The sequence below is a fragment of the Synechococcus sp. M16.1 genome (assembly GCF_014279895.1).
Classification (GTDB): Bacteria; Cyanobacteriota; Cyanobacteriia; order PCC-6307; family Cyanobiaceae; genus Parasynechococcus.
Map to the genome: position 1 here is coordinate 375,676 of NZ_CP047954.1, position 16,996 is coordinate 392,671.

23 protein-coding genes and 1 tRNA gene are annotated in these 16,996 nt (G+C 62.2%); 6 read left to right on the forward strand and 18 right to left on the reverse strand.

Translation table 11 applies throughout. From position 1 onward, the window contains the following. Window positions 1-23 precede the first annotated feature (23 nt). The gene (hemF, locus tag SynM161_RS01960) at window positions 24-1,112 is read left to right on the forward strand and encodes an oxygen-dependent coproporphyrinogen oxidase (RefSeq protein WP_186541824.1); all 1,089 of its coding nucleotides are present in this window, start codon (window positions 24-26) and stop codon (window positions 1,110-1,112) included. Here hemF and SynM161_RS01965 read toward each other — a convergent pair. From SynM161_RS01965 to SynM161_RS01975, 3 genes are read right to left on the reverse strand one after another with little or no spacing between them, the layout of a single operon-like run. Continuing rightward, window positions 1,109-1,942, reverse strand: a complete 834-nt coding sequence (locus tag SynM161_RS01965; RefSeq protein WP_186541825.1) for an N-acetylmuramoyl-L-alanine amidase — start codon at window positions 1,940-1,942, stop codon at window positions 1,109-1,111. The two genes, hemF and SynM161_RS01965, sit on opposite strands and share 4 nt — an antisense overlap. 3 nt (window positions 1,943-1,945) lie before the next feature. Then, complete coding sequence (locus tag SynM161_RS01970; RefSeq protein ID WP_186541826.1) at window positions 1,946-2,500, reverse strand: cofactor assembly of complex C subunit B; 555 nt, start codon at window positions 2,498-2,500, stop codon at window positions 1,946-1,948. Between the two features lie 50 nt (window positions 2,501-2,550). Beyond that, window positions 2,551-2,934 carry a Pex protein gene (locus tag SynM161_RS01975; RefSeq protein ID WP_186541827.1) on the reverse strand — a complete coding sequence of 128 codons (384 nt, stop codon included), beginning with the start codon at window positions 2,932-2,934 and terminating at the stop codon, window positions 2,551-2,553. 115 nt (window positions 2,935-3,049) lie between these two features. Between SynM161_RS01975 and SynM161_RS01980 the strand changes: the two genes are divergently transcribed. After that, window positions 3,050-3,694, forward strand: a complete 645-nt coding sequence (locus SynM161_RS01980; RefSeq protein ID WP_186541828.1) for a ribonuclease D — start codon at window positions 3,050-3,052, stop codon at window positions 3,692-3,694. 9 nt (window positions 3,695-3,703) lie between these two features. Here the strand turns inward: SynM161_RS01980 and SynM161_RS01985 are convergent, their stop codons facing one another. Both SynM161_RS01985 and SynM161_RS01990 read right to left on the reverse strand, forming a co-directional pair. Beyond that, entirely contained in the window at window positions 3,704-3,961 is a 258-nt protein-coding gene (locus tag SynM161_RS01985; RefSeq protein ID WP_006850096.1) for a hypothetical protein, read from the reverse strand. A 19-nt stretch (window positions 3,962-3,980) separates the two neighbouring features. Then, a complete protein-coding gene (locus tag SynM161_RS01990; protein WP_186542369.1) occupies window positions 3,981-5,201 on the reverse strand; it encodes a lipid-A-disaccharide synthase-related protein in 1,221 nt (406 codons plus the stop codon). Between the two features lie 54 nt (window positions 5,202-5,255). Between SynM161_RS01990 and SynM161_RS01995 the strand changes: the two genes are divergently transcribed. After that, window positions 5,256-5,326: transfer RNA gene (locus tag SynM161_RS01995), tRNA-Cys, on the forward strand. Between the two features lie 11 nt (window positions 5,327-5,337). Here SynM161_RS01995 and SynM161_RS02000 read toward each other — a convergent pair. Both SynM161_RS02000 and SynM161_RS02005 read right to left on the reverse strand, forming a co-directional pair. Then, window positions 5,338-5,811 carry a hypothetical protein gene (locus SynM161_RS02000; protein ID WP_255441862.1) on the reverse strand — a complete coding sequence of 158 codons (474 nt, stop codon included), beginning with the start codon at window positions 5,809-5,811 and terminating at the stop codon, window positions 5,338-5,340. Continuing rightward, window positions 5,811-5,969, reverse strand: a complete 159-nt coding sequence (locus SynM161_RS02005) for a hypothetical protein (RefSeq protein WP_170950470.1) — start codon at window positions 5,967-5,969, stop codon at window positions 5,811-5,813. The genes SynM161_RS02000 and SynM161_RS02005 overlap by 1 nt, the downstream gene beginning before the upstream one ends. On the opposite strand from SynM161_RS02005, the gene SynM161_RS02010 reads away from it, so the two are divergent. After that, window positions 5,968-6,984, forward strand: a complete 1,017-nt coding sequence (locus tag SynM161_RS02010) for an aldo/keto reductase (RefSeq protein WP_186541829.1) — start codon at window positions 5,968-5,970, stop codon at window positions 6,982-6,984. The genes SynM161_RS02005 and SynM161_RS02010 overlap by 2 nt on opposite strands. Window positions 6,985-6,993: 9 nt before the next feature. On the opposite strand, the gene SynM161_RS02015 is transcribed toward SynM161_RS02010, so the two are convergent. Beyond that, window positions 6,994-7,626, reverse strand: coding sequence for a histidine phosphotransferase (locus SynM161_RS02015; RefSeq protein WP_114987317.1), 633 nt, complete (start codon window positions 7,624-7,626; stop codon window positions 6,994-6,996). Window positions 7,627-7,742: 116 nt separating this feature from the next. Beyond that, on the reverse strand, window positions 7,743-8,780 hold the full coding sequence (gene purM / locus SynM161_RS02020; RefSeq protein ID WP_186541830.1) for a phosphoribosylformylglycinamidine cyclo-ligase: 1,038 nt from the start codon (window positions 8,778-8,780) through the stop codon (window positions 7,743-7,745). 319 nt (window positions 8,781-9,099) lie between these two features. Between purM and SynM161_RS02025 the strand changes: the two genes are divergently transcribed. Both SynM161_RS02025 and SynM161_RS02030 read left to right on the forward strand, forming a co-directional pair. Next, window positions 9,100-9,639: a septal ring lytic transglycosylase RlpA family protein gene (locus SynM161_RS02025; protein ID WP_186541831.1), complete on the forward strand. Its 540-nt coding sequence runs from the start codon at window positions 9,100-9,102 to the stop codon at window positions 9,637-9,639. Next, window positions 9,636-11,153 (forward strand): bifunctional pantoate--beta-alanine ligase/(d)CMP kinase, encoded by a 1,518-nt coding sequence (locus tag SynM161_RS02030; RefSeq protein ID WP_186542378.1) that lies wholly within the window; start codon window positions 9,636-9,638, stop codon window positions 11,151-11,153. Before SynM161_RS02025 ends, SynM161_RS02030 begins: the two co-directional genes overlap by 4 nt. Here SynM161_RS02030 and SynM161_RS02035 read toward each other — a convergent pair. From SynM161_RS02035 to SynM161_RS02075, 9 genes are all read right to left on the reverse strand, one after another. Continuing rightward, window positions 11,137-11,616, reverse strand: a complete 480-nt coding sequence (locus SynM161_RS02035) for a low molecular weight protein-tyrosine-phosphatase (protein ID WP_186541832.1) — start codon at window positions 11,614-11,616, stop codon at window positions 11,137-11,139. The genes SynM161_RS02030 and SynM161_RS02035 overlap by 17 nt on opposite strands. Then, window positions 11,613-12,245: a HEAT repeat domain-containing protein gene (locus tag SynM161_RS02040; RefSeq protein ID WP_186541833.1), complete on the reverse strand. Its 633-nt coding sequence runs from the start codon at window positions 12,243-12,245 to the stop codon at window positions 11,613-11,615. Before SynM161_RS02040 ends, SynM161_RS02035 begins: the two co-directional genes overlap by 4 nt. Beyond that, a complete protein-coding gene (locus tag SynM161_RS02045; protein ID WP_186541834.1) occupies window positions 12,245-13,018 on the reverse strand; it encodes a HEAT repeat domain-containing protein in 774 nt (257 codons plus the stop codon). The genes SynM161_RS02040 and SynM161_RS02045 overlap by 1 nt, the downstream gene beginning before the upstream one ends. Continuing rightward, window positions 13,018-13,611, reverse strand: a complete 594-nt coding sequence (locus SynM161_RS02050; protein WP_186541835.1) for a chromophore lyase CpcT/CpeT — start codon at window positions 13,609-13,611, stop codon at window positions 13,018-13,020. The genes SynM161_RS02045 and SynM161_RS02050 overlap by 1 nt, the downstream gene beginning before the upstream one ends. A gap of 74 nt (window positions 13,612-13,685) precedes the next feature. Then, a complete protein-coding gene (cpcA, locus tag SynM161_RS02055; protein WP_115010503.1) occupies window positions 13,686-14,174 on the reverse strand; it encodes a phycocyanin subunit alpha in 489 nt (162 codons plus the stop codon). A 41-nt stretch (window positions 14,175-14,215) separates the two neighbouring features. Beyond that, a complete protein-coding gene (locus tag SynM161_RS02060; RefSeq protein WP_114987333.1) occupies window positions 14,216-14,734 on the reverse strand; it encodes a phycocyanin subunit beta in 519 nt (172 codons plus the stop codon). A 134-nt stretch (window positions 14,735-14,868) separates the two neighbouring features. Further along, a complete protein-coding gene (locus SynM161_RS02065; RefSeq protein WP_186541836.1) occupies window positions 14,869-15,684 on the reverse strand; it encodes a phycoerythrobilin:ferredoxin oxidoreductase in 816 nt (271 codons plus the stop codon). Beyond that, a complete protein-coding gene (locus SynM161_RS02070; RefSeq protein WP_186541837.1) occupies window positions 15,681-16,385 on the reverse strand; it encodes a 15,16-dihydrobiliverdin:ferredoxin oxidoreductase in 705 nt (234 codons plus the stop codon). Before SynM161_RS02070 ends, SynM161_RS02065 begins: the two co-directional genes overlap by 4 nt. Continuing rightward, window positions 16,385-16,996, reverse strand: a complete 612-nt coding sequence (locus tag SynM161_RS02075) for a phycobiliprotein lyase (RefSeq protein ID WP_255441865.1) — start codon at window positions 16,994-16,996, stop codon at window positions 16,385-16,387. Before SynM161_RS02075 ends, SynM161_RS02070 begins: the two co-directional genes overlap by 1 nt.

A 16,996-nucleotide genomic window follows, 5' to 3' on the forward strand; every position in this document is an offset into this window, starting at 1 on the left:
TCGATGTCTTCAGTCTCTGACACATGGTCCGCTCCCTGATTCGCCGCGTCCTCGGACGCCAGGACGTGGGTGTCAGCAAGGCTCCCCTTGAGCTGCCCCCCAGCGATTCCAGAGAGCGGGCCCGGTCGATGGTGATGGGGCTGCAGGACGAAATCTGTGCGGGCCTGGAAGCCCTCGACGGTGAAGGTCGCTTCGTTGAGGAGAGTTGGGTCAGGCCTGAAGGGGGTGGTGGGCGCTCCCGGGTGATGCGTGAGGGGCGCGTCTTTGAACAGGGCGGCGTGAATTTCTCCGAGGTTCAAGGCGAAGAACTGCCCCCGTCGATCCTCAAGCAGCGTCCTGAGGCCAAGGGGCATCCCTGGTTCGCCACGGGAACCTCGATGGTGCTGCATCCCCGCAACCCCTACATCCCGACCGTTCACCTCAATTACCGCTATTTCGAGGCTGGCCCGGTGTGGTGGTTCGGCGGTGGTGCCGACCTCACGCCCTACTACCCGTTCCTCGACGACGCCCGTCATTTCCATCGCACCCACCAGGCGGCCTGTGATTCAGTTCACCCGGATCTGCACAAGGTGTTCAAGCCCTGGTGCGATGAATACTTTTATTTGAAGCACCGTGGTGAAACCCGCGGCGTTGGCGGCATCTTTTACGACTACCAAGACGCCAACGGCACCCTCTACAAGGGTCAGGATCCCTGCGGGTCTGCTGCTCAGGTGTCGGCTCGCTTGGGAGCTCGGCCGTTGAGCTGGGAGCAGCTGTTCTCCTTGGGGCAGGCCAATGGCAGAGCCTTTCTTCCCGCCTATGCCCCCATCGTGGAGAAGCGCCACCCGATGGCCTATGGCGATCGCGAAAGGGACTTTCAGCTCTATCGCCGGGGACGTTATGTGGAGTTCAACCTGGTGTGGGATCGCGGCACGATCTTCGGCCTGCAGACCAATGGACGCACGGAGTCGATCCTGATGTCTCTGCCCCCGCTGGTGCGTTGGGAGTACGGCTACACCGCCGAGGCCGGATCAAGGGAAGCCCTGCTGACCGAACTGTTCACCAAGCCGCAGGACTGGCTCGGTGATGCCTCGCTGGATGAGCGCTGCCGCCCCCATGGAGCGATCAACTAACTGACGCCTTGAACGAGCGCGTTCACCACGCGCTCGGCCAGGCAATTCACCGTGTGATCTCTGGAGCGTGGATCCCTCAGTTTCGTCTCGAGAGGGGGCTCCAGCATGGCGATTTCAAGAATTCCGATCCCGCGCCGAGGACCGCCAAGGCCTCCGCGGAACAGGCGTGGGTAGCGCCCAAATGCCTGGGCCAGGTTTTCATCGACGACATTCAGTTCGCGCACATTTGGGAGCACCGGAATCAGACCGGAGCCGAAGCCATGGGGCCGGTAGGCATCGAAATGGATCTCCAGGACATATTCACCACGCTCTGAAAAGACCTTGGCCTTCGACCAGTTGGTGCTGGGGTCGTCATCGTTCGAGATGCTGATGGACGGCGGGGTGTAGGCGCGGATGTTCAAGCCACGGGCCTGGCCTTGGCTCACCACAGCGGCCTGAACTTCGCGGTTCCAGAACAGCTCATCGCGAATGCCCGGTTGCATCGGCGGTCGCGTCTGCTGATCCACGGCATATCCAGGGGTTCCTGGACTAGCAGTGCCCTGGGAGTCGGCATGTCCTGCCATGACGACGATTGGCAGGTTGCTCTGCACAGGGCTTCTGCCAACCCAGCTCCCGGGTTTCTTTGTGCGTGGGCCGAGCAAGGGATCTGGCGTGGCGGGCTCAGGACAGGGGGCTGGCTGTTTCGGTGCTGGTTTTTTGCTGGGTTCGGCTGTGCCAAGCCAGTTGTGCTGTTCCGCAGCCTTGGTCATCGCCAGGGTTGCCAGTGACAGGCCTGCGATGGCAAGTCCTGAGGCAAAGCGACGCCGTCGCATCCAGGCCGGCAGACCCATTGTTCAGATGGGGGAGGAGAGCAGGGATCCGTCACTGGCGAGTTGCAGGGTCTCAGCCAGTTCCAGTTCGATGGCGATCAATTCGTCCCGATGAGCCCGCAGACGAATGGCGCTGCCGTCTCCCTCGGGAGCAGGAAGGAGTTGCAGTTCAAGGGCTTCTGTGCGAGCTGCCCGCCGTGTGTAGACAGCTCCTGCCAGAGGGCCGAGGCCAATCAGCAGCAGAGGCCACCAGTGCAGTTGGGGTGCCAGCTGACGCAGGACCAGGCCGAAGCAGGCGGAGCCAGTGGCCGCCAGCACTGACAGCAATACGGCAAGGGGTTGGCTGGAGGCCACTTTCCCCTTGAAGCGGAGCACCTGGCGCTCAGCATCGCCGCCATCCCGGCTCCAGCCGCGCTCTTCCAGCCAAGTGCTGAGCCCGTCAAGCACGGTGATGGGGGGTTGGGGGGACATCACGTCCACCACTGTGGTTCGGTCTTTGCTGGCTGCACGAAGAAAGAAGACCAGACCAATCGCCAGCAGAACAGTCAGCAGGAGGGTGGATTGAAATCCTGCAGGCATGGCATCCCGGTGGTGTTCAACCTTTTTAAGCCTTGCGCCGGCTGAATCGCTTAGTTCAAGGCGAACCGGTGGGAGTCCAGCCAGCTGCGCCAGGGGTGCATCAGTCGCTCGGCTTCGCCGCGTGCATCGGATTCAAGGTGCAGCATGCGCCGCGGCCGTCCGCGGCTCGGGCAGCGTTGGGTGTAACAGCTGATCGAGCCCTGTTGCTCAAGGAACTCCAGGGCCTGTTGCAGCACGGTTTCAGAAAGCCGCAGTTGCGGCTCCTCCTGGATCAGTTTCTGCAGGAGTCCGGAGGGGTAGTTGTCGTCTTTGAGCAAGCACTCGAGGATCCAGCAGACAGCCAGCTCCAGGTCGAGGAACTGCGGCGGCGGCTGATGGAAGTACTGCTCGATGTCTGCCAGACAGGTGCGCGAAGGCTTTCTGCGAGAGAACACAGGCGCGGGACGACTTCACCAATCAAAAGCGATCTCATTTCGAGATTCAAGAGGAGAGTCTTGAGACTTGCTGTGGAGGTGATTGGCCACACTGGCCCTATCCCTTCCTGAAGTCATGGCTGAGAAGTCGTCATCCCCAGCGGAATTCGCCGTCTTTGATCGCGACCTCGATGCAGCTTGGACGGAGCGCTATCTGCAGTCCCCGCGGCTTGCGGTTGATACCGAAGCGATGGGGCTGATCCATGGGCGTGATCGGCTTTGCCTGGTTCAGATCGCCGACGCCGAAGACCGTGTGGCCTGCGTCCGCATTGGCCTGGGCCAGACCGAGGCGCCGAATCTCAAGCGCCTGTTTGAGGCGCTCACGGTGGAGAAGGTGTTTCACTTCGCCCGTTTTGATGTGGCTGCGCTTGCCGCCGGTTTGGGGATCGACGTGAACCCCGTGTTCTGCACCAAGGTCGGCAGTCGGCTCGGCCGCACGTACACCCCCCGCCATGGCCTCAAGGATCTGGTGATGGAATTGGTCGGCGTTGAGCTGGACAAGGGCGCCCAGAGCAGTGACTGGGGCCGGGTGGACGAACTCACGGATGCCCAGCTGGCCTACGCCGCCAACGATGTGCGCTATCTGCTGCCAGCCCGTGAGCGCCTGGAGCAGATGTTGCGGCGGGAAGGGCGCTGGGATCTGGCGCAACGCTGCTTCCAGTGCGTTCCGGTGGTAGCCGAGCTGGATCGGCTGCGCTTTCACCAGATCTTTGAGCACTGAGGTTGGGGCTCAGTCTTCCAGCATGAAATTGCCGTCGCCTTCGCTGTTCTCGAGCAACGCGTCCAGCTGACGGGCGTGGTCACCGTTGTCCTTGTCGAGGGCGGCCAGCATGGATTCAGCCATGGCTCGCCGTCCCTCCACATCGCGATGTCCTTCTCGGGCCGCGGCTTGTTCCACCTGGCGCCGGGCACTGGCGAGGCTGATGCTCAGTCGACTCGCCAACTGGGCACAAAGTTTGACGAGGGTGGGGTCTTGAATCGCGGCCATCGCAACCAACCGAAGATCTTCAGTATCCGTTGAAGCGATCCAGGATCAGGCGTGCCAGCTGATCGCTCCCGCCTGCCGGCCCCATCCGCTGCGTGCCGATTCGTCCCAGGTGGGAGCGGAGTGTCGGGTCGTCCAGGAGGAATTCGAGCCGTCTCGTGAGCTCGGATTCATCAGAGCAGGGACGAACCGCACCCCCCAGCAGGCGGCTCTGACGGCGAGCGAAGCCCGGCTTGAACTGCGGTCCTGGTCCCGGCAGGGACAGGGCCGGAATGCCCAGCCCCACCAGTTGTTCTGTCGCCGTTCCGGCAGTGGCGATGCCGGCTTCTGCCCAGCCAGCCCATTGGTCAAAGCAACCTCGCCCGATCAGCACCAGGCAGGCTCCTTTCACCCAGCAGGCTTCGGCACCCAGTTGGTCTGAAGGCGGAAGGCTGCGTCGAAACCCCAGTTGTTCAAGACTGTTGCTCAGGGCCTTTGCATCGGGTTGGGCGCCCACGGCCACGAGCAGTGCCATCGGCACACGGCCGGGCAGCGCTATGGCACTGCGAACCAACCGCTGCAGGTTTCGCTGGGCCTCCGGCATGCGACTTCCGCAGAGCAGGAGCACTCGGCGGCAGCGGTCCAGGGCTGATGGCAGTGGTTGGACCTGAAGGCCATCCATCATCGGATTGCCCGGCGCAAGGGCGCCCACGCCCTTGCGTTGCAAGCCTCGGGCCGTGAGCCGATCACGCATGGCCACCAGCTGACAACGGCGCGAGCGCATCAGGCGCCATTCCCATGGATCCCACTCACTGCCTTTGAGCCGGTGGTAGCAGTCGCTCTTGGACCGTCCGGGACCGCTGAGCCAGGTGTAGTCGCTTTTGGGAGTGCCGATGAAGCCAAAGGGGGCACCACTGCTCCAGGCCATCAGCAGCGGCAGCAAATCACCCACGGCAACGATGGGTTGGCGCTCATGTCCTAGGCGGCGTACCAACTGCCATTGACTCCAGCTCAGGCTGGGGAGCCCAGCTCTGACGTCTGCCAGCAGACCTCTCAGGCTTTGGTTGCTGAAGCCACCACTGGGCAGGGCCGCTTTTGGCCCCAGGCGTGTCAACCATCCCTGCTGAACAGCAGCATCAAACACCCGTCCGGCACCCACCAGAGGAAGCACGGTCAGGGGGCGTCGCGGTGCGCGCCGATGCACGGCCTGGATGATCCGCAGGGTGATCAGGTCTTCGCCGTGCCCGTTGCAGAGAAACAGCAGTGAGCCAGGGGCGTGGCTGATACGATCCCCTGATGGGGACAGCTGTTCCCGGGCGGCGGCATGGCCAAGTGGTAAGGCAGAGGATTGCAAATCCTTTATCCCCAGTTCGAATCTGGGTGCCGCCTTTGAATCCTCATCACAGTTGAGCCTCCGCGCTCATAGCGGCAACGTTGCGTGAGTGACTCTTGCAGCTCACGGTGTTCGCATCAATCCAGCAACGCCCCTGGGCCATGCGGGTTGCAGGAAGGCCCTTGGGGAGGCCTCTGGCATCAAAGCGAACCCATGACGTGCTGAGCAGGGTTGCGCTCCAGAGGCGTGAATCCACGCGGCAGCCTGAGTTATCGCAGCTGAGCGGACTGCCTTGATCTCCATCCAGGCTGACGAAGCTCAACTGGTAGCTGCCCCCCGTTTCTTGATCGTCTCCGATGAATCGAAGCCGCAGGCCACGGCTTCCGTTCGCGCTGATCTGCAGGCGCTCGCAGGCCAAAGAACGCCCACCGACGACGACGCGGCAATGCGCAGGCCTGTGCTCCAGACGGCCAAAAGCCTGGGCTGGATTGACCGTTGCTGGCACGGCAAGCAGCAGTGGCGCCATCCAGAGATGAATCATCAGTAATCGCTGTCGGCAACGCACATGCCCAGGCAGCGAATGCCATTGCTGGCGGTTCTGCGGCAGTGGTTGCAGAGGATGCGTTCCGCGTCCGCAGTCGATCCCTCCACGGCTTGATCGGTCGATCGCGCAGGTTCCTGCGCGGGGGATGCGGTCATGACGCAACGGGACGGGCTGGTGGCGATCATGGCTGGCAGCAGCATCGCCCTGTTGAACGGCATCGGTTTCGGCACCTGGGCCTGGGGCAACAAGGCGGTTTGGGGATACGACGCCCAGCGGGACGACGCTCGCCTTCGTGCCACGTTTCGTCAGGCCCTCAGCTCTGGGCTCAACTTGATCGACACGGCGGATTCCTATGGAACGGGGAGCCTGAGTGGACGCAGTGAAGCGTTGCTTGGCGACTTCATGGCCGAGTTGCCATCCCTGCGTCGATCCCAGTTGACGGTGGCCACGAAGTTGGCCCCATTCCCCTGGCGATGGGGGCGTCGGGGCTTTGATGCCGCCTTTGAGGCCAGTCGAACGCGGCTTAAGGGGCAGCTTCGGCGGGTGCAGCTGCACTGGAGTACAGCGCGCTACGCGCCCTGGCAGGAGACAGGCCTTCTTGATGGCTTGGCTGATCTTGTTCTGTCTGGCCGGGTTGAGGAGTTGGGCCTGTCCAACCTGGGTCCCCAACGCCTGCTGTTGATCCATCGCCGTCTGTTGGAGCGGGGCGTTTCCCTACGCAGCGTTCAGGTGCAGTGCTCGCTCTTGGCACCTGCGGATGATCAGCTGCGCGAGTTGATTGCCGTCAGCAGGGAGCTTGGCGTGGAGGTGTTGGCCTACAGCCCTCTGGCTTTCGGCGTGCTGGGTTGTGCTCCAGGGTCTGAGGAGAGGCGTCCTGTCACCTGGTTGAGACAACGCCTGTTCCAGCGCCTGCTTCCGGCAAGTCTTGAGTTGCGCAGTGCGATGCAGGCCATCGCGATCGATCGCGGGGCATCGATGGTTCAAGTCGCTTTGAACTGGTGCAGAGCTCTTGGCACAACGCCGATCCCGGGGCTGCGAACTCCAGAGCAGGCCAGGGATGTCGCCGCTGCGCTGCAGTGGTCATTGTCACCGCAGGAGTTTCAGCGGTTGAATGCGGCCCGGCTCCATTGCAGCGAGCGGATGCCCGCCAATCCCTTCCAGAGCCGCTGAGTGTTGTGCTCAGGCCTCTGAGGCGGATTCAGGGGCTGGACTCACCACCACCGGGAGGCTGTCTCCGTCATTGCGAATCGGAACGACTTTGTCTTGCGAGGGTTCCAGGCGAGTGGGGGCTGGGGCAGTGTCCTGCTGTTGGGCACAGGCGGCGAGGGCTTCCTGCAGCAAGGAATCAAAGGTTGCCCCAGGCAGTCGATGCCGGGCGACCTCCAGAAAGGTGCGCGGAAGCGATTCGCCAGCAGCGCTCCTCAGAGCGGGGTTGTTCTGGCGATGTTCCTGCTCGTCCTGAATGGCGCGGATGAACCTGCGCGTGACGTCGCGCTTGGTGGACGCCTTGATCAGGGTGTCGCGCTCCTGAGGACCATGACTGAGCTCCTGCTCCATGTCTTGAATACGCCGTTCGAGGCTTTCCAAAACCTCCTGGGCTTCCTTGCCGATGTGAGCCAGTTGCCCATCCGAAAGGTGGGGCATGTCGGCCACGAACACCTTGCCGTGATCCCGGAGCGTGAGAAAAGTTGGTCGTGGACCCTGCCTGTAGCCCTGTTGCCTGTCCTGGCCTGAAGGCAAAGGACGCCTCGGAGGAACAGGACCTGCAGACGATCGACGGCGCGTAATGCGCTGGGGCTTATCAAAAGGCATTGAAAAAAGATGTATTGACGCCGCTATCGGAAAAGGTTCCGATGTGCTTCAGGCACCCTATTCGATCCCTTCTGGGGTGTGGCCGACTGCATTAAACCTGTCTGAAACTGACGTAATCAGGCGGGAACACCGTCCAGAACAGCGGCGCTGCCTGGGGTGTTGGAGGTCACGTTGCCAATCACCCAAGCCCGATGGTTCTTGCCGCGGCAATGCTCGATCACAGCGGTTTCGCTCCCAGCCGGCACCACCAGGCAGAAACCGATGCCGAGGTTGAACGTGTGCCAAAGGTCTCTTTCGGGAATGTCTCCGGCCTCCTGCAGCCATCGGAACAGGGGTGGTCTTGTCCAGCTGGAGGCATCGATGCGCGCAGAGCAGCCATCCGGCAGGCAGCGCGGCAGGTTTTCCGGGAGTCCTCCGCCGGTGATATGGGCCATGCCGTGGAGCTCGCATCCGCTCTGCAGCAGGTGCTGCACCAGGTCGGCATAAAGGGTTGTCGGCGCCAGCAGGTCGCCGATGAGAGGGCGCTGGTCGTCGCCATACAAGGTGTTCGCTTTGGCGTTGGCCTTCTCCAGCACCTTGCGCACCAGGCTGAAGCCGTTGCTGTGCACGCCGCTGCTGGCCACACCGATCACGCTGTCGCCAGGTTGGATGCGCTGGCCGTCAATGAGCTCGTCCTCTTCAACGACGGCCACACAAAAGCCGGCGAGGTCGTAGCGCCCCTTCGGGTAAAACCCCGGCATCTCGGCCGTTTCGCCGCCGAGTAGGGCGCAGCCGCTCTGCCTGCAGCCATCGGCGATTCCTTCAACGACCTCGGCCATTGCCGATGGCGCTAAGGCCCCGGTGGCCATGTAATCCAAGAAGAAGAGCGGCGCGGCTCCTGAGGTGATCACGTCGTTGACGCACATCGCCACCAGGTCGATGCCCACGCCGTGATGGCTGCCATGCTCCTGGGCCAGCTCAAGTTTGGTTCCGACGCCATCGGTGCCTGAGACCAGAAGGGGCTTGCGCAATCCGGCTGGAAGACGCATCAGCCCGCCAAAGCCGCCAAGGCCGCCGATGACCTCCGGTCGGTGGGTGGCTTCCACAGACGCCTTGATGCGTTGCACGAACGCGCGCCCGGCCTCAACGTCAACTCCAGCGCTCTTGTAATCCATGGAACGAATCCGATGCATTGATCCTGCAATGCCGCGGAACCTGTGCTGATTGGCTTGTCGGCACAGCAGCTGATTGGCTGTGCTTATCGACTGTTCTCTCTCGGCTTATGCCCGGGGGCTTGCGTTCCGGCGTTGATCTGCCAGTCGGCACGCGGTTTAGCGCAAGAGGCGGGCCTGGGTGGCTGTGCCGATCGCTCTGATGGCGCCCAGTTTCTTTCCAAGAGCACCCTTTTTAAGTTCACAACATTCTTTTTTGTGAGGCCTGCCAACGGCCGAGAACTGCGCGCTCAGTTCCCAGTCCTTGGCAACGCCGTTCTGCATGCGAGTCCTCCTGACGTTGGCCACGCTCTCCGGAGCGATCTCAGGCAGTGCGGCCCTCCTGCCGGTCGTGGCCAGTGATTTCCTCTCGGTCAACGGTGCAGAGCCGCTTGACCCTCTGGATCTGGTGGTCGAGCCCCAGGCTTCTGGGCTGCAGGCAACGCTTACTCCGGCGGAGGTCAAACCGGTTCTTGCACCTCCTTCCCCTGAACTCCCCAAGCCGAAGCTGAAGGTCGTTCCAGAAGTGGTGAAGGTCATCACTGGTGAGGCCAGTTGGTACGGCCCCGGTTTTTACGGCAACCTCACGGCCAACGGTGAGGTTTACAAGCGCGGCACGATGACGGCGGCCCACCGCACGCTTCCCTTTGGAACAAAAGTGCGCGTCACCAACCTCTGGAACGGGCGCACGGCCGTGATCCGCATCAACGATCGCGGACCTTTCATTGATCACCGGGTGATCGACCTGGGCCACGGCGCCGCCTCTGACCTGGGACTGACTGCCTCTGGAATTGCCCAGGTCAAGCTTGAGGTGCTGCGCTGAGCTGCGTCGTTCTCTCCACCCAGGCCGAGCTGGAACGCTTCCGGGCCAACCTCGGTGGACCTCTGCAATTCGTGCCCACCATGGGGGGGTTGCACCAGGGTCACGGTGAGCTGATCCGCCTCGCTGCAGGACGGGGTCCTGTGCTCGTGAGTGTGTTCGTTAACCCACTCCAATTCGGGCCAGCTGAAGACTTTGATCGCTACCCGCGAACCCTCGAAGCGGATCGCGATTTAGCCGAACGTTGTGGCGCCCATGCCCTTTGGGCCCCGAGTGTCGTCGCCATTTATCCAAGTGGCCTCCAGTCAGCGGTGACGCGTTCTGCACCTGCTGACCTGCAGCCCCATCTTTGTGGAGCCTCCCGTCCCGGTCACTTTGATGGTGTGGTCACGGTCGTGGCCCGACTGCTGCAGCTGGTGGAGCCGTCCTGCCTTTGGCTGGGTGAGAAGGACTGGCAGCAGCTGGTGATCCTGCGCCGGCTCGTGGCCGATCTTGATCTGGGCGTGGCGGTGCAGGGCGTTCCCACCGTTCGTGAATCCGATGGTTTGGCGTTGAGTTCCCGTAACCAATACCTCTCTTCTGTTGATCGGGCTCGAGCCGCTGCTCTGCCGGCGGCACTGCGTCATGCCGATCCCAGTGATCCTGAGACTTCGGTGCGACAGAGCCTCGCTGAAGCAGGACTTGAAGTGGAGTATGTAGAGAGGGTCGATCCCCGCACCCTTCAGCCCTGTGGCGCTGAAACGGCCATCTCACTGTTGGCCGCGGCGGTGCGTTGCGGGACGACCCGTTTGATTGATCACGTCTTCCTGATGACCCGCCAGCCTCTTGTTGCCATTGATGGCCCTGCCGGTGCTGGCAAAAGCACCGTGACCCGGGCCTTTGCTGAGCGGATGGGGCTGGTTTACCTCGATACCGGTGCGATGTATCGGTCGGTGACCTGGTTGGTGCAACAGAACGGTGTGGACCCGCAGGATGCGGCGTCGATTGCACCGCTGTTGAACGACCTCGACCTTCAGCTGCGGTCGCTGCCCGGTGGTGGCCAGCAGGTGTTGGTGAATGGGCAGGACGTGAGTGACGCGATTCGCTCGCCGGAGGTCACCGCGTCGGTTTCGGCCGTGGCCGCCCACCGTTGCGTCAGGCAAGCGCTGACCGCTCAACAGAAAGCGATGGGTGCCAAGGGTGGTTTGGTGGCAGAAGGCCGCGACATCGGCACCGCTGTTTTCCCGGATGCGGATTTGAAGGTGTTCCTTACGGCCACGGTGGGCGAACGGGCCCGGCGCCGGGCTCTGGATCTGGACCAGCGGGGCTTCCCGGTGCCTGAGCGATCTGAGCTTGAAGCACAGATCGCCGAACGGGATCACCTCGACAGCACCCGTGAAGAGGCTCCTCTGGTGCAGGCGGACGATGCCGTTGAGCTCGTGACCGATGGCATGAGCATCGAGGCTGTGATCGATGCCCTGGTGGGGCAGTTCCGGTCTCGGGTGGCTGAAGAAGCCTGGCCTACGCCGGCGGGCTGAGCTCGTCGAGCAGGTTGGCGCAGGCATCCTCGAGCAGGTCGAGCACATGCTCGAAGCCCGCCTCGCCCCCGTAATAGGGATCCGGCACTTCCGTTTCAGAGAACCGGCCGGCGTAGCTGAGCATGGGCTTGATGCTGGCCGTTGCTCGGGGCCCGGCTTCGCGAGCCAGTCCCTGGACGGCCGCGAGATTGTCGTCGTCCATGGTCAGCATCAGATCGAAACTCGAAAAATCGTCGAGGCTGATCTGCCTTGCTCGGCTGGGGAGGTTGATGCCGCGGCGGTTGGCGGCAGCCTGCATGCGTCGGTCTGCCGGGTTGCCCACATGCCATCCGCCCGTTCCGGCGGAATCCACCAGGAACTGATCACTGAGGCCACGCTCTTCAAGCAGATGCAGGAAGACGCCTTCGGCTGCCGGTGAGCGGCAGATGTTGCCGAGGCAGACGAACAACAGTTTCTGGGTCATCCGGCGTTGAGGCGTTGGAGGGCTTTCAGCGCCCGCAGCTGCACCACCCTGACACCTTCCGCATCGGATGCGAGCTGGTTTAGTGCGGCCCGGCCCTGTTCGGCGAGGTGCGCTGACAAAGCTGCGCTGTTCAAGCGTTGCTCGAGTCCGTAGGCCGCTGCATAACGCACCACCCACTCGTCGTCTCGCACGGCTTTGAGCAGTCCCTCGAAACAGCGCACAAGCTGATCGTGCGCTGCGTCTTCACTGAACTCCAAGTCCGCCAGGCCACGGGTTGCGGAGCGCCGCACGCTCGGAGCGATGTCGGCCTGAAGGGCATGCTCCAGGAGGTCAAGACCCCGTGGATCCCGCAGGGCGGCAATCACCTTCACCACCCATGCCCGTGCGCCGTAATTGCGGGCATCCAGGCTCACCAGAAGGATGGGAATGGTGTCCCGTCCCAGTTGGATCAGCCCCTGTGTTGCCACTGCTGCCACCGCTGGATTGTTGAACCCCAGCACTTTCACGAGCGGCTTGGCGGCCTCAAGGTCGTTCAGTGCACAAAGGGCTTGCGTTGCTTTAACCAGCTCAGGAGTGCTGGTGGCCCGCTCGAGCGTCTGAAGCGCCTGGTCCAATGCTGTGTTGGTCATCAGAGCAGTCCGTCCATTGCGTCGAGAACGTCATTGGGGTCGACGTTGCGTTCCGCCACCTCTCGGAGTGCAACCAACTTGAGGCTGGGTTCCACCGCAGCCGTGCGGATCGAGGGCACGGCGGCAAGCCAGCCGGTGGCGCCGAGGTCGAGCAGCGCGCCGCGGCGCACCAGGGGTTCTGGATGGTTCAGCAGCTTTTTCAGTTCCATACCCCATTGATCAAGTCCGGTCAGCTGCAGCAATGCTCGGCAGGCCGCTGAACGGATCAAGGGCCGAGGGTGCTCCGTGAACGGATGAATCACAGCGAGATTGCTACTGCTGCCATCACCGATGTCACCCAGGGCTTCCAGCAACGCTTCACAGGGTTCATTGAGCAAGGGGGATGAGGGTTGCTCAGCTCCTGCTCCCTCCAATCCACTGGCAAGCAAGGCCCGGATGCCCTCAACAGCCCCACAGCTGCCCATGGCACCAAGCGTGCGGACCACCTCCTCTCGCACGGTGTAATCGTTGGAGTGCAGCAGCGCCAGAAGAGGTTGTTCCGCTCTCATGTCCCTGAGCAGACCGAGGGCACGGATTGCGTTGAGAGCGACACCGCGCTGCTCTGGATCAATCGGCGTGGCATCCAGTGCTTCAAGAGCCCTGAGCAGAAGAGGGATGGCATCGGGATGCTGGCTGCGCATTTTTCCGAGCCACCAGGCGGCGTAGTACTGCGCCGAAGGGTCCTCCGTTTGGCGGAGGTTTTTGATCACCTGCGTTTCACTCAGCGGTTCCATCACACCCAGGCCGATGCCATATCGGCTGTCCAGCTTTCAGTTCGTTTGAACCGGAACGGTCCCGCCACCGAGCCCCAGCAACGCTCATTGGTTTCCGGGTCATGACCGCGATCGAGGGTCGCAAGGGAGTCTCCTTCCAAATGAAAGCTGCTCACCAGCACGGTGTCTTTGCCATTCCGTTGCACGATGCATTTGCAGCCTGGTTCCATGGCGCCGTGGTAGCCGTCTGGCTGTTCGAGCACTTGGTAGTGGCACTCATCCAGGCTGATCAGGTCGCTGTCCTGAATGGCAAGGCGCAGTTGTGGATCAAACGTGGCTCCAGCGAAGCGTTCCGGATCACGGAAGGTGTGATTCCAGAGCTTGATGGCGCCGGAGGCCTGCTCTTCAGCGCGGATCATGCGCAACCGATAGGGATGCTTGGGATCAACGGCATAGGTCTGTTCGAGCAGAATTGACCCTGGATGGAGCTGTATGAGCGGGCGATACCTCAGAAAGATGTGGGCATAGAGGGGTGGATTGTCGAAGGCTTGCTGCTGGTTGCTGTATTCGCCGCAGAGCAGGTTGAGAAAACGCCGAACGTTGGGGGTGATCACAGCGCTCTTATGGGGCCGAAAAAGAACAATAAAAAAAGCCCCCCGAGGGGGGCTTGGAACGCAACGTCGGCTGATCAGATCAGGGCGTTGATGGCGTAATCGATGTAGCTGTTGGCTTCAGTAGCAGCATCGCCGCTGAGGCCGTGGTTGGCCTTGATGTGCTTCAGAGCTTCCACGTACCAGGACGGGGAGAGCTCGAAGGTGCGATTGATCTCGTCGAGACCAGCGATCAGGTAGTCGTCCATGGGGCCGGTGCCACCTGCCACGAGGCAGTAGGTGATCATGCGCAGGTAGTAGCCCACGTCACGGGAGCACTTGGCTTTGCCTTCCGCAGTGGCGGAGTAGTTGGACCCCTCCATCTGGGTGGTGTAGGGGAACTTGGTGTACACGGCCTGGGCAGCGCCGTTCACCAGGGAATCAGCCTTGCTGGTGAGAGCCTTGGCAGCCTCGAGGCTGGCCTTGGCACGGTTGAAGCGACCGGAGGCAGCCTGAACTTCGGTGTTGCTCAGGAAGCGGCCCTGGGAATCAGCTGCTGCAACAGCTTCGGTGAGGGGAGTTTTCATTGATCGTTATGGGAATGAAAGACGTCGAATCCAGGCGCCGATCAGGCGACGGAGGCGGCGGCGCGGTCGAAGTAGGTGCCGATTTCGCTGCTCAGGGAGGCGCAGTCACCAGCTGCGATGCCAGCTTTGTCGTTGACGATGGCCAGAGCGGCGTCCTTCATCAGGTTCACGCCGGCGGCGACAGAAGCACCGGGGGTGCCGAGGGCCAGGTAGGTCTCACGCAGGCCGTTCAGGCAGCGGTCTTCCATCACGGAAGCGTCGCCGGTGAAAGCGGAGTAGGTGACGTAGCGAAGGATGATCTCCATGTCGCGCAGGCAAGCGGCCATGCGGCGGGAGGTGTAAGCGTTGCCGCCGGGGGCGATCAGAGCAGGCTGCTGAGCGAACAGCTGGCGGGCAGCGGAAGCAACGATGGTGGAAGCGTTGCTGGAGATGCGGTTAACGGCATCCAGACGCTTGTTGCTGTCGGAAACCATGGCAGCGAGGGCGTCGATCTCGCTGGTGCTGATGAATTGTCCCCGGGCATCGGCCTGGGCGACAACCTTGGTGAAGGCGTCGAACATGGTTGTTGTTCCTGTGAACTACGTCTGGAAGGGAATTTCAGACTTGGAGGGATGGCAGAAGGCTATTGCCTCGATCCCGACGTCCGCGATTCTGACCAACTGCTCGGGAGCCTCCCGAAAGCTGTTCATAATGCTTAACTCCCTTGCGGCGACAAGGAAGTGGCGGCGGCTTCTTCGAGGTCAAACAGCACGCCGTGGATGTATGACTCCGTCCATTCGCTGCCGTAGAAGCGGGTCAACATGCCGCGAGCCGGATCTTTCTCGGCGCGATAGGCCGTGTAGCGCTTCTGGCCCGAGAGCAGGAGTGCCGCACGCTCATCGTTTACAGCCTGCGCCTCCTCCACCAGCGCTAGGTAGAGCTGGAGGTAGTCCGCGAAGGCCGGACGGATCACGCGGTCAATCAGCGCATCACCTTCTTCCCCCAGCGGGATCCGGGTCCAGAGAAAGGCAGGTGAGAAATACGGCTGTGCCTCGTCAGGGATGGGGCCACCGTCGGGTAGTTCGGCGCGCCAGCGCTCGAACAACGGCATCAGTCGCTGCCAAACCGGTCCCGTGTGATCGGGGTCTGTCTTGTCGACAGGTTGCAGGTCAAGAGCGAGCAGGTGCCCGTTGGGCAGCGTCACCAGATCGGCTCCGAAGAACGGAAGATCAAAACGGCTGCTGGGGTTGATCACGAAATTGAGCACCGATGCAGCGGCACCGGCTTCCACGCAGGCACAGCGCACCTGGCGCAGCTTCTCGGTTGAGCAGGCCCAGGTGGCCGTGCTGACGGGGACGGGTTTCGCCTTGGATCCCGTGCTCCCCTCTTTCTGCAGGAATCGTTCTGCCATCGGATAAGGCTTCGGCTGCAGAGGGGCCAGAGCAGCGACGGCGGTGTCGAGAAAAGGTTGCCAGCGCCATCCAGGGATCTGGACAGGATCAAGACTCGATGTGCGGAGGGGGAGGCTCATGCGGGCTGACTGGCGGGGAAGAGGAATTCGTGCAGGAATCGGTCGGACCAGTCCTTGCCGAAGTGACTGGTGAACAAACCGTGGGCTGGATCGCGTTCAGCGCTGTAGACGTCGTAGGCGTTCTGGAGTCGTTCCACCTCGGATGCCGCCAGTGCTGAATGCCCTTTGGCCTGGTCATGCATTGACCAATAGGCCGAGAGAAAGGCATCGAAAGCTTGGGGAAGCGATCCCTCCGCTTCGTCGGCACCGCCGCGGCAGAACAGCAACCAAGGGGAGAAGTATTGGTTGGGATCGAAGGAGCGCATGGTTTCCTCACCGTTCAGCTCGGGGAACTGCTCGTGCAGCGCCCTGAGTCCTGTGAAGTGCCGCTCCAGGTACTCCTTGTCCTGAATCAGCGGTTGAAAGTCGAGAACGGCCACCAATTTCTGACGGGCGCCGAACCAGAGCAGGTCCACCCCCATGAGCGGGTGGTCAAGGCCGTGTTCGGGATAGGCCACTGAGTTGAGAACCTGCAGGCTGTCGCCGGCATCGAGCCTGGTGACGCGCCAGCGGCGGAAGCCTGGAACATTCCAGAGCCAGCTTTCGATCTTGCCGCCGCTTTTGCTGGATTGGCAGTGTTGCAATCCCTCGGGCACAGCAGAAGGTTGCCCCCCCCGCTCCTGAATGCCCTGATGCAGTTGGTTGAGGAAGGAATCGAACATCAGTGTGTGGTCTCCAGCACGGGTGAGTCAGCGACCTGGCGGGCCTTGTCGGCCATGGCCTTGATGTCGTCGTCGCTGGGGCAGCGCAGTTCAGTGCAGTAAGTCGTCATCGACACCCCATCGAGGCACTGCACGGAACTCACGCGCATGCGCACCTGATCGGTCACGAACCAGCAACGCTCGGTTCCCACGTTCGTGTCGTAGCGCGTCGTGATGGTGAGAACGCCGTCGTCGGCAAAGGCGTAAGTGCTCACCACGGATTTCTTCTCGACGTAACCGACGTCTCGAAGCAAAAAGCCCTTGCGGGGGTTGCCCTGTTCAGGCACATCGACGATCACGGCGGCGTAGTCGTCGTTTCGAACCGCTTTTTTGAGGTTGCTTTCCCACCAGAAGCGGCCTCCACCGGCGGCGCGGTCTGTCGCCACCTGCAGTGCGTCACAGACGCGCTGCACAACGGGGTCGGAGGCATCGAATGGCTCGATCACCAGATTGGAATCAGCCGCTTCATCGTCCTGATGGTCGAGGTGATGAATCGAGCGGCGGTTCAACCAGGTGCCGCGGCTGGCCTTGAGGAAGTCCGCCATGGTCATTGGCGGCTCAAACGACGTCAT

Bases quoted from the DNA above. Each gene is read 5' to 3' on its own strand.
- hemF (WP_186541824.1), top strand. From the start codon at position 24: ATGGTCCGCTCCCTGATTCGCCGCGTCCTCGGACGCCAGGACGTGGGT.
- SynM161_RS01965 (WP_186541825.1), bottom strand. From the start codon at position 1,942: ATGGGTCTGCCGGCCTGGATGCGACGGCGTCGCTTTGCCTCAGGACTT.
- SynM161_RS01970 (WP_186541826.1), bottom strand. From the start codon at position 2,500: ATGCCTGCAGGATTTCAATCCACCCTCCTGCTGACTGTTCTGCTGGCG.
- SynM161_RS01980 (WP_186541828.1), top strand. From the start codon at position 3,050: ATGGCTGAGAAGTCGTCATCCCCAGCGGAATTCGCCGTCTTTGATCGC.
- SynM161_RS01985 (WP_006850096.1), bottom strand. From the start codon at position 3,961: ATGGCCGCGATTCAAGACCCCACCCTCGTCAAACTTTGTGCCCAGTTG.
- SynM161_RS02000 (WP_255441862.1), bottom strand. From the start codon at position 5,811: ATGATTCATCTCTGGATGGCGCCACTGCTGCTTGCCGTGCCAGCAACG.
- SynM161_RS02010 (WP_186541829.1), top strand. From the start codon at position 5,968: ATGACGCAACGGGACGGGCTGGTGGCGATCATGGCTGGCAGCAGCATC.
- SynM161_RS02005 (WP_170950470.1), bottom strand. From the start codon at position 5,969: ATGACCGCATCCCCCGCGCAGGAACCTGCGCGATCGACCGATCAAGCC.
- SynM161_RS02015 (WP_114987317.1), bottom strand. From the start codon at position 7,626: ATGCCTTTTGATAAGCCCCAGCGCATTACGCGCCGTCGATCGTCTGCA.
- purM (WP_186541830.1), bottom strand. From the start codon at position 8,780: ATGGATTACAAGAGCGCTGGAGTTGACGTTGAGGCCGGGCGCGCGTTC.
- SynM161_RS02025 (WP_186541831.1), top strand. From the start codon at position 9,100: ATGCGAGTCCTCCTGACGTTGGCCACGCTCTCCGGAGCGATCTCAGGC.
- SynM161_RS02035 (WP_186541832.1), bottom strand. From the start codon at position 11,616: ATGACCCAGAAACTGTTGTTCGTCTGCCTCGGCAACATCTGCCGCTCA.
- SynM161_RS02040 (WP_186541833.1), bottom strand. From the start codon at position 12,245: ATGACCAACACAGCATTGGACCAGGCGCTTCAGACGCTCGAGCGGGCC.
- SynM161_RS02045 (WP_186541834.1), bottom strand. From the start codon at position 13,018: ATGGAACCGCTGAGTGAAACGCAGGTGATCAAAAACCTCCGCCAAACG.
- cpcA (WP_115010503.1), bottom strand. From the start codon at position 14,174: ATGAAAACTCCCCTCACCGAAGCTGTTGCAGCAGCTGATTCCCAGGGC.
- SynM161_RS02060 (WP_114987333.1), bottom strand. From the start codon at position 14,734: ATGTTCGACGCCTTCACCAAGGTTGTCGCCCAGGCCGATGCCCGGGGA.
- SynM161_RS02065 (WP_186541836.1), bottom strand. From the start codon at position 15,684: ATGAGCCTCCCCCTCCGCACATCGAGTCTTGATCCTGTCCAGATCCCT.
- SynM161_RS02070 (WP_186541837.1), bottom strand. From the start codon at position 16,385: ATGTTCGATTCCTTCCTCAACCAACTGCATCAGGGCATTCAGGAGCGG.
- SynM161_RS02075 (WP_255441865.1), bottom strand. From the start codon at position 16,996: ATGACGTCGTTTGAGCCGCCAATGACCATGGCGGACTTCCTCAAGGCC.